This window comes from Maritalea porphyrae (assembly GCF_027213965.1).
Taxonomy (GTDB): Bacteria; Pseudomonadota; Alphaproteobacteria; order Rhizobiales; family Devosiaceae; genus Maritalea; species Maritalea porphyrae_A.
The window spans coordinates 696,216-710,288 of sequence record NZ_JAPWGX010000001.1; the positions used below are offsets into that span (position 1 = coordinate 696,216).

12 protein-coding genes are annotated in these 14,073 nt (G+C 50.4%); 4 read left to right on the forward strand and 8 right to left on the reverse strand.

From position 1 onward, the window contains the following. Positions 1-2 precede the first annotated feature (2 nt). The 4 genes from O4H47_RS03645 to O4H47_RS03660 all read right to left on the reverse strand — a co-directional run bounded on the left by O4H47_RS03645 (position 3) and on the right by O4H47_RS03660 (position 5,468). On the reverse strand, positions 3-629 hold the full coding sequence (locus O4H47_RS03645; protein WP_269392579.1) for a hypothetical protein: 627 nt from the start codon (positions 627-629) through the stop codon (positions 3-5). An 83-nt stretch (positions 630-712) separates the two neighbouring features. After that, positions 713-1,186 carry a signal peptidase II gene (lspA, locus tag O4H47_RS03650; RefSeq protein ID WP_269392580.1) on the reverse strand — a complete coding sequence of 158 codons (474 nt, stop codon included), beginning with the start codon at positions 1,184-1,186 and terminating at the stop codon, positions 713-715. A 5-nt stretch (positions 1,187-1,191) separates the two neighbouring features. After that, a complete protein-coding gene (gene ileS / locus O4H47_RS03655) occupies positions 1,192-4,146 on the reverse strand; it encodes an isoleucine--tRNA ligase (protein ID WP_269392581.1) in 2,955 nt (984 codons plus the stop codon). Between the two features lie 344 nt (positions 4,147-4,490). Further along, complete coding sequence (locus O4H47_RS03660; RefSeq protein ID WP_269392582.1) at positions 4,491-5,468, reverse strand: bifunctional riboflavin kinase/FAD synthetase; 978 nt, start codon at positions 5,466-5,468, stop codon at positions 4,491-4,493. Positions 5,469-5,698: 230 nt separating this feature from the next. On the opposite strand from O4H47_RS03660, the gene O4H47_RS03665 reads away from it, so the two are divergent. Beyond that, complete coding sequence (locus O4H47_RS03665) at positions 5,699-6,073, forward strand: response regulator (protein ID WP_419719584.1); 375 nt, start codon at positions 5,699-5,701, stop codon at positions 6,071-6,073. A 1-nt stretch (position 6,074) separates the two neighbouring features. After that, on the forward strand, positions 6,075-6,713 hold the full coding sequence (locus tag O4H47_RS03670; RefSeq protein ID WP_269392584.1) for a protein phosphatase CheZ: 639 nt from the start codon (positions 6,075-6,077) through the stop codon (positions 6,711-6,713). Positions 6,714-6,723: 10 nt separating this feature from the next. Here the strand turns inward: O4H47_RS03670 and O4H47_RS03675 are convergent, their stop codons facing one another. Both O4H47_RS03675 and O4H47_RS03680 read right to left on the reverse strand, forming a co-directional pair. Continuing rightward, complete coding sequence (locus O4H47_RS03675) at positions 6,724-7,581, reverse strand: TIGR01459 family HAD-type hydrolase (RefSeq protein ID WP_269392585.1); 858 nt, start codon at positions 7,579-7,581, stop codon at positions 6,724-6,726. A gap of 24 nt (positions 7,582-7,605) precedes the next feature. After that, positions 7,606-8,853, reverse strand: a complete 1,248-nt coding sequence (locus tag O4H47_RS03680) for an EAL domain-containing protein (protein ID WP_269392586.1) — start codon at positions 8,851-8,853, stop codon at positions 7,606-7,608. Positions 8,854-9,069: 216 nt separating this feature from the next. Here O4H47_RS03680 and O4H47_RS03685 point away from each other — a divergent pair, with 216 nt between their 5' ends. Next, positions 9,070-10,524, forward strand: coding sequence for a sigma-54-dependent transcriptional regulator (locus O4H47_RS03685; RefSeq protein WP_269392587.1), 1,455 nt, complete (start codon positions 9,070-9,072; stop codon positions 10,522-10,524). A gap of 6 nt (positions 10,525-10,530) precedes the next feature. Next, positions 10,531-11,016, forward strand: a complete 486-nt coding sequence (locus O4H47_RS03690; protein WP_269392588.1) for a GNAT family N-acetyltransferase — start codon at positions 10,531-10,533, stop codon at positions 11,014-11,016. Here the strand turns inward: O4H47_RS03690 and O4H47_RS03695 are convergent. Both O4H47_RS03695 and O4H47_RS03700 read right to left on the reverse strand, forming a co-directional pair. Beyond that, positions 10,970-12,826 carry an ArnT family glycosyltransferase gene (locus O4H47_RS03695; RefSeq protein WP_269392589.1) on the reverse strand — a complete coding sequence of 619 codons (1,857 nt, stop codon included), beginning with the start codon at positions 12,824-12,826 and terminating at the stop codon, positions 10,970-10,972. The two genes, O4H47_RS03690 and O4H47_RS03695, sit on opposite strands and share 47 nt — an antisense overlap. Position 12,827: 1 nt before the next feature. After that, entirely contained in the window at positions 12,828-13,967 is a 1,140-nt protein-coding gene (locus O4H47_RS03700; protein ID WP_269392590.1) for a glycosyltransferase, read from the reverse strand. Positions 13,968-14,073 lie beyond the last annotated feature (106 nt).

Here is a 14,073-nt window from a genome sequence, read left to right on the forward strand (position 1 = left end):
TGTTAGTTGCCTTGCAATGCCGCTCTTATGTCCTCAGGACATAATGGGCTGTCCAAAGGCACCAAATCGCCATTATCAGCCAAACAAATCAGGTCTTGCCCACCAACTTTAGTGAAATAGCGTTCTGGCGGCAAATAGAGGGGGCGATTTGTGCCCGACTGCAAAGCTTTTGCATATGCCTCACGCTGCTCGCGGAACCGGCGTGCAACTTCGGCCATTTCCTCTGGTGTGAACGGACGTCCCTTAACGGCACCAAGATCCACAACACGCGCGCCGCGCAGTAGACGAATTTCGTTTTCAGTCAGTTTGGATTTGTCCAACAAGACTTTGTCGCTGTCTTCAGGCAGGGATGCGGTTTGGGTGCTTTTTGTTGGAATGGGCAGAACAGCTGCATCTTTGGGCAAAACCAAAGGTGCACGCTCAGACTTAACGTCCTCTTTCTTTTCCTTTTCAATCAACCCAATGCCTTGAGCCGTTGCGGTCAACACTTCGCGCTCAAAGGTTTCGCCGTCTTTGAAGGCGTTGGTGCCTTCAACCGTGGTACAAGCTGCAACCGCAAAAACAGCTGCACCAAGCGTTGCGAATTGGATGGCGCGCAAAGCCGATCGTTTGAAAGATGAAAAACTCATAGGTTGCGTCCTTAACTCCAACTCACCGAAATGCGGCCTTCAAATATTTGCGTTGATCTCGCTAATGCTGAAATCAGGCGATTTTAGGCCTTTTCGCCTTTTGATGTGAACATATCCCACACTAACGCGATAAGGCCAAGGGCAATTGCAACATCAGCGAGGTTAAAAATATACCAATTATAGCCATAGGCATGAAACGAAAAGAAGTCTGCGACCGCTCCATAGACCATGCGATCAATGACATTTCCAACCGCTCCACCTAAGGTAACCGCCAAGCCCCAGCGCACCAGATTGGAAGGGGATGTGGCCCACCAATAGGTAAGGCCTGCACAGGCCACTAGCATAATGGCAATCAGGCCCCAGGCCGGAATGGCCGCAAACAGACCATAGGAAATGCCAGGGTTCCACACCAAAACATAGTCAAAAAATGGCGTAACAGTGATCAGTTCACCACCTTGCCACCCGACAATTTTGATCATGTAAAACTTATGCAGCTGATCAATCAGCGCGGCCAAAATGAAGGCAAAGATCGATTTATGGGCGAAATTTGCCTTCATCTGAATTATGCTCCTGCCAATTCGCGCAAGGCTTGCGCGTCGCGCAAGGTTACATCCGGGTACTCAGCGTCGGTGCCCACTTCAGGCAAGACTTTCCAAGAACGCAGACACTTGTTGCCTTCTGCCTTTTTAGGCACCACAGAAACACCGGGAACTTCGTCGAGGCGGAAAGCTTCAGCCGGGCCTTCATTTTGCAACACATTGGCTTGGCTGGTGATGGCTATTTCTGCCGCGTCTTGGCCATGCAATGCCACATACAAGTCAGCGTCTGCCACATAAATGTCAGGCGCTGATTCAAGCGACGAGCCGATGCGTTTTTCACGACGCTCAATTTCAAGCGCACCCGTTACCACACGGCGAACCTTGCGGATTTTTGCCCATTTAGCTGCAAGATCGTCGTTGAGCCAATCGCTTGGAATTGTTGGGAACTGGCGTTTATGAACGGACGATCTTTCTTCTGGGTTCCGCTCTAGCCACACTTCTTCCATGGTGAAGGCCATGATTGGCGCAAGCCAAGCGGTAAGGCATTCATAAAGCGTGTTCAGAACGGTCATTGAAGATTTGCGCGTGTTGCTCGATTTTGGATCGCAATAAAGCGCGTCTTTACGAATATCAAAATATAGCGCTGAAAGGTCTGCCGTCATGAAATTAAACAGCGTTGAAAATACGCGTTTAAAGTCATAATTGGCGTAAGCGTCACGCACTTCTTTGTCCATTTGGGCAATGCGATGCAACATATATCGCTCAAGCTCTGGCATATCAGCTGCGTCGATTTTTTCGCTCTCATCAAAGTGGGCCAAACTGCCCAACAGAAAACGCAACGTATTGCGCATTTTACGGTATGCATCGACGGTTGTCTTGATGGCTTCATCGCCCACACGGCTATCTTCGGTAAAGTCGATTGACGAGGCCCAAAGACGCAGGATATCCGCACCATATTGCTTGATGATGTCTTGAGGAGCGACGATATTGCCCAAAGACTTCGACATCTTGCGTCCGTCTTTATCCATCGTGAAGCCATTGGTGATCACGGTTTTGAACGGCGCAACGCCACGTGTGCCACAAGCTTCAAGCAAGGAAGATTGGAACCAACCCCGGTGTTGATCTGACCCTTCTAGATAAACATCGGCGGGCCAAGCGTGGTCATCCCGTTTTTCCAAAACAAAGGCATGGGTTGAACCACTGTCAAACCAGACGTCCAAGATGTCTGTTACTTTGTGCCATTCGCTTGCATCATATTCGCTGCCAAGGAAGCGTTCTGCCGCGCCCTCAACAAACCATGCATCAGCGCCTTCAGCTTCAAATGCGTCAGCAATGCGTTGGTTGACTGCTTCGTCTTTAAGTACAGTGCCGTCATCTTTGGCGAACACACAAATTGGCACGCCCCATGTACGTTGACGCGAAAGCACCCAGTCTGGACGACCTTCAACCATTTTGCGCAATCGGTTTTGGCCCGCTTTGGGTTCGAAACGCGTTTGATCGATGGCGTTCAATGCGCGTGAACGCAATGTGTCACCCTCACCGCCAATGTCGCGATCCATATAAACAAACCACTGTGGCGTATTGCGGAAAATGATCGGCTTTTTAGAGCGCCAAGAATGCGGATATTGGTGCTTCACGCGGCCACGGGCAACCATGTTGCCCCGGGCGGCCAATTCGGTGATTACCTTTTGGTTCGCATCGCCCTTTTTGCCCTTGTCGTCGATGATGCGTGCGCCTTCAAAGCCCGGCGCATCTTTGGTGTAATAGCCGCCATCATCCACACAGAATGGGATATTTGGATCAATGCCACGTGCTTCAAGATCGCGCGCATTGTTCATCCAAATCTCAAAATCGTCTCGGCCATGGCCCGGTGCTGTATGCACGAAACCCGTACCGGCGTCGTCAGTAACATGGTCACCGTCGAGCAAAGGCGTTGTGTGGTTGTAGGCATCAACATGACCTGCAAGCGGGTGCTCGCATTCAATTGTTGCCAGAACGTCTGCCGGCACATCTGCAAGGCGGTTGAACGCGTCAACGCGACCTTTGGCGAACACGTCCGCGGCCAAATTGTCAGCCAAAATCAGCTTTTCGCCGACATTGACCCAATTGTCTTCGGGTGCCTCTGTTACTTCATAAAGGCCATATGAAATGGCATTTGAATAAGAGATTGCGCGGTTACATGGGATGGTCCATGGGGTGGTGGTCCAGATCACAACTGCCGCATCGAGCAAATGTTCTAGCAAACCTTCTTGGCTCTGATTTCCACCAGCGCCTTTCACCGGAAACTTCACCCAGATCGCATCACTTTCATAGTCGTGATATTCGATTTCGGCTTCAGCCAAGGCAGTGCGTTCAACAACTGACCACATAACGGGCTTTGAACCGCGATATAGCTGACCAGATGTTGCAAACTTCATTAGTTCGCGGGCGATTTGTGCTTCTGCGTCAAAGCTCATGGTGATGTAGGGATTGTCCCACTCACCGTTTACGCCCAAGCGCTTAAACTCTTCGCGTTGCACATCAACCCAGTGGCCAGCAAACTCACGACATTCCTTTCGGAATTCGTTGATTGGCACTTCGTCTTTGTTTTTGCCTTTGGCGCGGTATTTTTCTTCGATCTTCCATTCAATCGGCAGACCGTGACAATCCCAACCCGGCACGTAAGCTGCGTTGAAACCTTGCATCTGCATGGAGCGCACGATGATGTCTTTGAGGATTTTGTTAAGCGCGTGGCCGATATGGATATTGCCGTTCGCATATGGAGGGCCATCGTGCAGCGTGAACTTCTGTTTGTCTTTTGAAGTTTCGCGCAATTGCCCATAAAGGTCCATATCTTCCCAGCGTTTAAGCCAAGCTGGCTCGCGCTTTGGCAATCCGGCCCGCATGGGGAAATCGGTTTTTGGCAAGTTCAGCGTCGCTGAATAGTCTTTTTTGTCAGCTTGTTGCGCCTCGTTTGAGGTTGTTTGATTATCGGTCATCTTGGATCAAATCCATATTTTGGAATTTTCGTGGTCTCGCCCGTTGCTTTGGTTGAGCGGCCTTTGGCCACCCCACATACATGAAGCATTTATTGGCGATTTATGAGGTCATCCGACACTTCGTGCTGCGCAGTTAGCGTCAGCTCACGAAGGCCGGCTGGTAATTCGTGGTATGGGGTCAAATGCACCAAAAATCACAGCGCACGCTCCCGTGCGCGCGGCCAGATGAATTTTGTTCAATACAATCGTACGGTTCATTTGCTCAAAAACTTTGGTTTTGGTCCCTGATCGAATAATGCACAAACGGCAAAGAAGTCAACCAATGCTTGGCTTTGATGGCAGAACTAGAGGCTGAAAAACCCCAGTTTTTCATCCAAAGCGGTAATGGCTTTTTCTTGGGCCAAATTTTCTTTCGCTTCAATGCTGTCTTGGTCCATTGCCGCAATTAGATCATCAACACCGTCAAATTTCTTTTCGCCGCGCAAGTATTTGGTGATAGCGACTTCTAGCTTGTCGCCGTAAATCTCACCTTTGAAATCAAAAATGTGGGTTTCAAACAGGGCCTTGCCGTTGTCAAACATAGGGCGGCGGCCATAGCTGGCAACACCGTCATAGGCCTTGCCTTTATGCAGCACGCGCACCGCATAAATGCCGTGTTGTAGCCCTTCAAATGGCGACAAAGCGATATTGGCGGTTGGATAGCCCAATTCGCGACCCCGTTTGTCGCCGTGGCTCACATTACCGGCAATAAAGAAGTGATAGCCGAGCAGCGCATTGGCGGCTGGCACATCGCCTTCGCGCAATGCTTCGCGCACGCGTGAGGATGAAACAGGTTCACTGCCATCATCCAACATGCCGCAAATCTTAACATCAAAGCCGTGCAATTCGCCAGATTTCGCCAAAAAGTCAGGCGTGCCCGCGCGTGCTTTGCCGAAGTGGAAATCGGCGCCAACCGCAACAGCACTTACATCAATCGAATCGACAAGGAAATCGGACACAAACTCCTCTGCAGTTTTGCCCGCCAGGTCTTTATTGAACGGCATAACGATGATGCCATCAAAGCCCAAAGCTTCAACAAGCCGTGCTTTTTGGTCGCGCTCGGTCAGGCGAAACATGAAAGGCTGGGGCGCAAAAACATCACGAGGATGTGGCTCAAACGTCAATACCAGCGCGGGTTTACCTTCTCGCTTGGCTTTTTCCTTTGCAGCATCAAACACTGCTTGGTGCCCAAGGTGGCAGCCATCAAAGTTGCCAATGGCAATGGTGGCACCACGCAAAGCAGGTGGGAATTGAGAAATATCCTCAATAAGGGAAAACGCCATAGTTTTCGCAGTTCCTTTTCGCCATTTCTGGCACAGACTAGAATGTTGGGGTGCAAACTGCCCTTTTCGTTGCGGATTTGCAAGCGACAGATTCACCGAATTCGATGCTTATTGGTCTATGTAGTTTCCCGCAAGGCTTGGTTTACGTGGGTTTCAGCACAAGGCGCTATTGTGGCCCCTCATTCATGTTGGAAATGTGCTGGGGACCAACCATGCAATTGAATAGAAATATGCGTATACTAATTGTTGATGACTACGCCACCATGCTGCGTATTTTGCGCAATCTTTTAAAGCAATTGGGTTTTGAAAATGTACACGAAGCCTCTGACGGGCAAGCGGCCCTAAAACAGTTTGAAACCAACAAATATGACTTGGTGATATCGGACTGGAACATGGAGCCGATGACCGGGTTCGATCTGTTGCGCGCTGTGCGGGCAAACCCTGAAACCGATGCCACAAAATTCATCATGATCACCGCGGAAAGCGCCACAGAAAATGTGATTGCGGCCAAGCGAGCGGGCGTAAACAATTATATTATCAAACCATTCACATCTGAGATTTTGCAAGGCAAAATTGAAACTGTGTTTGAACAGCAGGTGGCATAATATGAACACGGCTGAAAAATTGGACGACCCCGTGCCAGACCATAGCGAAGAGCTTGCGTCTCGCGAAGATAATGCGATCCCCTTGCGGGAGGTCATTGCAATGGCAGAAAAAGTCACCTCAGCGCTTAAGCCCTTGGTACGCAGCTTGGACAAATCCATGTATCGCGAGCTAAGGGACATGCTAAATTGCATTGAGGAGCTGCGCGGTGACCTTTCGAAAGTTGACCCGGACGATATTTTTTCTCGTCGCATCCCGGAAATGGGTCGCGAACTAAGCGCTATTGTTTCCGCCACCGAAGTGGCCACAAATTCGATTATGAACATCGCTGAGCAGGTGATGGACGCGGATAAATCTGATCCAGAGGCTTACGCCAAATTTGTTGAGCAACATATGTTGGCCATTTTTGAAGCTTGTACGTTTCAAGACCTCACGGGGCAGCGGGTGACGCGCGTCATTCAAACCGTCGAGGTGATTGAAGAACGCATTGGCGTTTTGTGCCGCATGATTGAGAACAATCAGATCACCCCCAACGCGCCAAAAATAAGCGAAACTGAAAAGCGAAACCGCGCGCGATTGGTCAAGGGGCCAGCCAATAAGGGCGAAGGCATTGATCAAGACGCTGTGGACGCCATGTTCTAGGCTCTGTTTGTTACCATTCCAGAAAAGGGCAATAGCCCACCACTTTGGCGCCCGTTGGCGCCAATAGTTTTTGGATCTGCATCTCATCAGGCGCGTATAGATCACCCAAATCTTGCGCGTGGATTGATCCGGACACGAAAAGAAAGCCCGCCCCAATAAGCGCCGCGCCCGTGGCGTCGGTTCTGGCGCTATCTCCAATGGCGAGGACCTTTTGATCCTTGAGTGCAATATTGCGGCTCGCAAGTGCCAATTGGCTGGCTTTTTCGTAAATCGGGATGAACGGCTTGCCCGCCATGATCACTTCGCCGCCTGCTTCTTGATAAACATCGGCCAATGCACCACCGCAATAGATCAATTGATCGCCAATTTCGACAAATTTGTCCGGGTTGGCGCAAATGAAGGGCAGGCCCCTCGCCTTCCAATCGAGGACTTCTTGATCATAATCATGCGGCGTACGGCCATATTCCAGATCAGAACAAATGATGGCTTCGGCCTCGTCGAGCGAGCCGAAATGCACTTCAATGCCGTCAAAAAGCCCATCGTCGCTCTGCGGCCCTAATCGATAGATGGTTTTACCGTGATAATCTGCGATCAGATCGCGGGTGACTTCGCCAGAACTCACCAATCCGTCGAACGCGTCTTGAGGCACGCCCATTGCCAGCAATTCACTTTCAATTTCGGCTGATGGCCGTGGCGCGTTGGTGACCAAAATCACAGCTCCGCCGGTTTTGCGAAAGTTTTGTAAAGCCACAACCGCTTTGGGGTGCACGCGCTCGCCATTGTGCAGCACGCCCCAAACGTCACAAAAAATCACGTTGAAATCGGTATGAACGGCATCAAGGCCACGCCGGCGAATAGACGTTGTCATTTTTGAGCAATACCTTTTTGTGAATTAGCGCGTGGCGCTGCGTTTTGACGATTTTTCCGATGCTAAATCTGGCCGCACGGGGGAAGGCTGAGCGATATGTTTGCCTTGCGCATAAGGAATTTTGTCGTCGAGTAATTCTAAGACATGGTCCTCGCTTGTGACATTGTCCATGATAAGGCCAATGCCAAATCGTTCCACATAGTCGGCAAGGTCAGCCCGATGAAAATCGGTAAAATCGAGCGGATTGTTGATGAATGCTTGCGCATCAGCTTTCACAAATTTGACGCCCCGCTCCGACATGGCTTGGAACGTAAGCCGCAAAGAGCGCACATTGTCCAGGCAGATCCCAGCCCCGGCTCGTACCAGCTCAGCCAAAGATTTTTTGTCAGAGGCGTTCAAAGAGTCAAATGTCGCTTCAGATAAGGTCAGCATCAGACTGGCTGAAACAGCACGATTTGAGGCCAATAGGCCCGCCATGGTGCTACAGTTTTCTTTATCCCGTAACAGGGCAAGAGAAATAGGCACAAATAGATTTGTTGGATCGCCAGTAATGTTGGCACGATGCACAATATTGGCCGCTTGGCGGATCAACAATTGCTCGAGTTCGGCAATTGTGCCGGTGTTGTCTTCATAATGCAAAAAGTCTTCTGCTTCATGCAACACACCATCATCAGTGCGTAGTTTTGGCATCAATTCATAGCCCAGCGTACGCCGCTGTGGCAGCGATACGATCGGTTGCAAGAATTGCTCGATCTCATTATTTGCCAAGGCGTGCTGAACCGCTTCGATGGGCACAACAGGGCCATTATCAACAAATTCAAATCCGCCGCCGCGTCCGCTGTCCTCGTCGCCCTTGTATCTGTCGTCAGCCGAGTTTTTGTTTGACCCGGTCACGCCAGCGGCTTGGGCTTCTTCCATTTCCGCTACCGCTTCTGCGAGTTGGCGCACCACTGTGCCCAAAACAGATACATCGGCTTCAAGATTATCCGTTCGGTCTTTCATATTCAAACCGGACAAGAAGCTGACTTGATCGCTTAGCATTTCAGAGGTTTTAGCAACGTTTGAAAGTTGCCGGGCAATGGATTCGGTTTGATTGACCAAATAGGTTTCGGTACGGCGCCGAAACAAAGCTTCAATAAACACAAAGCTGGCAAGCAACGCCACGATGGTTACAAGGAACGACTCGATCACCGTAAAGCCGAGCGCAAAATAGGTCGTTATCCCTATGCTCAGGCAGGCCACAGCCAAAAAAAACAAAACGATCGCACGCAAGACTATTCGTTCCCTTATTAACGAGAATCCGTCATTCACTTGTCATAGCATTTCAAAGCCCACCTTCAAAGAGGGGCATTTCGGGCTAAGTTTGGCACATTCACAAACTATTTTTCAATTATGCGGCAGTTGCAAACACTTTGTTTACCCTATTCCTAAAGAATTGGGGCAAGCAAGAATGCGAAAAGAAGACCCAGAATCGGGAGTAATGCCATAATGCCTGTCGCAAATGGCTTATCATGTCCTACCCAAGTTCTCGTCATTGATCGTGACAATTTGGTCCAAAACGAGTGTTTTGCACATCTTTCCAAGGATTGGGGGGATGATGTACCTTGTGCACATGTGACCAGTGGACGGGCCGCCCTTTGCGCCCTCAAAGCCAACGAATTTGACGTTGTTATCTGTGACTTAGACACGCTTTGCGACCTTGATCCAAACGCTGAAGCTGCGCTATTGCGCATCACCAGCCAAGCACCGGGCGCACTTGTTTTGGCATTGTCTGATGGTGGTTCTGTTTCTATGGCCGTTGCGGCCATGCGTTCAGGTGCCCATGACTATTTTGCAAAACCTGTCTCGGCGGCCACCATGTTTGAGCGTTTGGATGAATTATCTGTACGTCACGGCAAACGCCGCCAATTCACACCGCCAAAGTCAAATGGCGAAAATGTGGATTTTGAAGGATTCGTCGGCACTTCTGCTGAAATGCAGGTCATCTATGAGCAAATTGGCCGCATTGCTCCCTCCGCAGCTCCAGTTTTCATCACGGGTGAAAGCGGAACTGGCAAGGAAGTATGTGCCGAAGCTCTACATGCGCGCTCACCGCGCAAAGAAGGGCGCTTTATTGCCATCAACTGTGGGGCGATCCCACGCGACTTGATGGAAACCGAACTGTTTGGTGTGGCAAAAGGTGCCTTTACTGGAGCGATGGAAGATCGCGAAGGCGCAGCAGAAATCGCCAACGGCGGCACTTTGTTCCTTGATGAAATCGGTGAACTCGATTTGAGCCTGCAGGCCAAGCTGTTACGCTTTTTGCAAACCCGCTCGATCAACCGCGTGGGCGAGGCTTTGCCGCGTGAACTGGATGTGCGCATTATTTGCGCCACCAACCGCAACCCCATGCAAATGATTGCGGAAAAGCAGTTCCGCGAAGATTTGTTTTATCGTTTACATGTTTTACCCATCCATTTGCCGCCATTGCGCCAGCGCCCTGCAGATATTATGCCCATCGCTGAGAAATTCTTGACGCAATATGCGCAAGAAGAAGGCAAGCAATTCATTGGCTTTGACCGGGAAACCGCTGATCAGTTCATGGATCGAGAATGGCCAGGCAATGTGCGCCAAATTCAAAACCTTATTCGCCGTATCGTTGTGATGCACGATGGGGAATTGGTGACCTCACGCATGGTGCGATTGGCCGATGTAGAAGCCAATGCGGCCATGGCTGTTGCGCCCGTGCCAAACACACACATTCCAAACCGTCACGCCCAATCTGTTGGCGAACAAATGCTGCCCTTATGGAAGCAAGAGCAAAAGATTATTGAAGATGCATTGGCTGCATTTGGTGGCAATATTTCACAGGCCGCTGCTGCGCTTGAGATCAGCCCTTCAACGATTTATCGCAAAAAGCTATCTTGGGAAAAGTTGGAAGCACAGGAACGTAGCGCCGCGTAGGGGCTTATGCCAATCCCACCTAATCTAAGATTTGCCCCAGCCACCGGCGATGATTATGAGCGGCTTGTTGACATTCGTTTGATCACAATGCGCCCGAGCCTAGAGGCGCTTGGGCGGTTTGACCCCGTTCGGGCTCGCAAACGGTTCGCAGGGGAATTTCAGCCTGAGTGCACAACGCTTGTGTTTGATGAAGACAAGCTGATCGGCTGTTACGCCATTATCCCAAAACAAGATCAACTATATTTGGGTCATTTCTATTTGCTGCCTGATTATCAAGGTCAAGGCATTGGCAAGCTTTTGCTTGAACGCGCAATAGATGTTGCTGACAAAGCGCAAAAGGACATTGTTCTGATTGTTCTAAACCAAAGCCCGGCACAAGCATTTTATGCCAAATTTGGCTTTACGGTTGCCAACAGCGACGAAGTTGAAACTATAATGATGCGCCCTACAAATGCAGGTTTGCCACGTCCACAGTCAGATAATCAATCTTAATCGGCGCGCCACTTTCGGCCTTGAACTCTAACAAGACATCACGCATTCCAATCTGCCAATTGTGTGGCGGGTAGATCACAAATTCTGCCTCCGGCCCGTTCATTTCAACCTGGCCAATATTCTTGCCATCGAGCAGCAGGTTAACCGTTTCGGAGCCATCGTTTGCCGTGCGCGACAAGTTGCCTTTCAACTCCACAATCTGAGTACGGGGCAGCATTGCAAATTCAACATTGTCAGCTTCTAGCTTTTTGAATTCCCGATCAACGCGTAGGCTGCGTCCTTTATATATGCGGATCGGGTTCATGGCTGGCGCGCCATTGCGCATCAGCACAACCTCGCCAACCCGCTCCACCGATTCAAAGACTTTTGACAGGTCATCCATAACAGTTGCATCATCGTGCAATACTGCCGCCACATAAGCGTCATCGCCTTGATGTTCTGTCAAATATATGTTGAATGCAATATTTCGCGGATCATCGCTTAAACAGGCAAGAGGCAGTTTGCCACGCACCACATTGTCGATCATGCCACATTCGGTCCAAAAATACCCGGCAGTGAACGTGTTCTCTTTTTCAAAAACACCCTCGGCATCAAAGAAGTCCTCAAGCTCCTGCCAGCGCAACGCGCCGTTGGTGGGGTCTTCGCCCGGGGGGAAATAATCCCGCGCCCATCCGGTGACAGTGTGCGAAATGAGCGCTGTCATCACAACAAAGCTTAGCACCGCCCCAACGACCAACCAACCCAGAACCAGCTTGCGATGTTTGTCCCACAAGATTGCTGAACTAGCACCCAAGATCGGGAACAACATCATGTAGCCCGGCGCTTGCCAGTGAAAATGAAACTGGGTGTCAGACCACGCCGCAACTGCGGTAAAAAACAAAATTGGCCCATGCGCCAACATCACAAAGAAAAAGCTCATGCCGCTTTGGGTCTCTAAAGGATAAACGGCCGTGGGTCCCTTGAATAGGGATTTGGCCCCAACCCAAAGCGCCGGCAGCGCAATCCAGGGCGTCATATAAATCAATTGCCCGCCGATCATGCGCAACAACCATTCTGGGCGGAACTGGTCACCGAGCGCACGACCACCTTGAAAGGCGAATGAGGCCATATCGTTTTGCAGGTTCCAGATCAAAACCGGGAGCGAAATGATGGCTGCAACTACAAAAGCCAAATATGGTCCAGGATGCAAGATCCACTTTCGCGCATCTTTGTTGAACAGCGCAAACAGCCCTGCCCCATAGACCAAAAAAACCGCGTGATATTTGGTCATAAAGGTCAAACCAAGCACAAGGCCAACAAGCAACCAGCTTTTGATGGGACTGCGCTTATAAGGGCCAAAGAAGATGTCCATGAGCAACCACACAGCGACCAACCATAGGAGGGTCAACGGCGCTTCGGGCTGCATCCAAGATCCGATGGAGAGCGTGAACAATATGGGGATGTTGGCAATGATTGCGGTGAATAGGCCTGCGCGTTCGGAATGAAAGCGCGCCCCGATGCGATAGAACATCCAGGTGGCGCCTGAGAACATCAAAACAAAGGGCAGACGCAAAATTATTGGCGCTTCGGAACCGGTCAGTGTTTTGGTGAGCCAAATCACCCACAAAAAGACCGGGGGTTGATCAAAGTAGCTCAGGTGCAGTTGCCGGGCGGAGCTGAGATAATAAGCTTCGCCGATCACCAGATCGATGGCCCATGCCCCCCACAGCCGGTAAATCGTGGTGGCGACAATCAACCAAATGACAGCATTTCTAATTTGCCCTTGGGGGGCTCTTATGCGGTGCCGTAATTCTTGTGCGCCCGTTTGCATATTACTTGATGCGCCACGTGAATATGCGGGTCATGGCGTAATTGAACACCATGCTGATCAAGATGCCGGCAATTGCGGCCACGTAAAAGAGCGAGTTCTTTTCAAAGATAAAAGCGGCAACCGATACGTTGGCAATCGCGGGGATTGCGCACACGGCATAAAAGCTTAAAAGCCCGCGCCAATATTTTGGGCCGCGTAGCTGCTGATTTGCGTAGGTGAGTATATTGTTGAGGTGGAAATTGGATGTCATCGCCACCAAGGTGGCAAACAATTGAGCGTTGGTAAAGTTGAACCCAAACAGGCTGCTGGCGAGCGTTAGTGCCACCAAATGTACCACCACGCCAAATGCACCAACTAGCGCGAAGAGCAAAAAGCTCACCGGCAATAGCCCGCCGGTCATTTTTGATAAGGCAAGACCAAAAAACTGGACCGCAACAAGCGGGCTCATTTTGCTTTCACCGTCATGTCGCGCGCGGAACTTAAAGCCGACTTCACCAATATCTAATGGCGATCCCATATTGCGGGCGGTGGCGATAATATCGAGGAGGATCTTAAAGCCTTCGCTCGAGAGTTTTGGTGCCACATGCTCGAACCGTTCACGCTTCAGCATGAAAAACCCGGTCATTGGGTCGGTGATTTTTGTGCCCGTTACCAAATTGGCGATCCAATTGGCCACGTTTGATCCCACTTCGCGGAATTTGGTCAAACCCTCTTCAGCGGTTTGCCCACCATAGAAGCGAGAGGCCAACACCAGGTCTTTGCCGCCAGTAACCATTTCAAACATTTGAGGCAGCACCGTTTCGTCGTGCTGCAAATCTGCGTCCATCACCGCAACTATAGGCGCATTGCTTGAAGCCATGCCTTCAACGCAGGCTGAAGATAGGCCGCGCCGCCCGATCCGCTTGATGCAATGCACATAGGATTTGGACTTACCCAATTCTTTTACGACATCCGCGGTGCCGTCTGGGCTATTGTCATCAACAAAGGTGATCTCCCATTGGATATCGGCCAAAACACCCTCGAGCTTTTCCACCAACAAAGCGACATTTCCCGCTTCATTAAAGGTTGGGACCACAAGCGAAAGCTGTGGCTCAATTTTTGTGTTTGCGGATTGGCTTTGCGTTTCGCTGGTGCGATCCATCAGGTCACTCTTGGTCAATATACGGCGGTTTTGGGGAAACAGTCCCCATTTATCGCGCAAAGGCTTAACCGGGTGCGCTCAAAAAGGCAATTGCTGAGCAAACTAA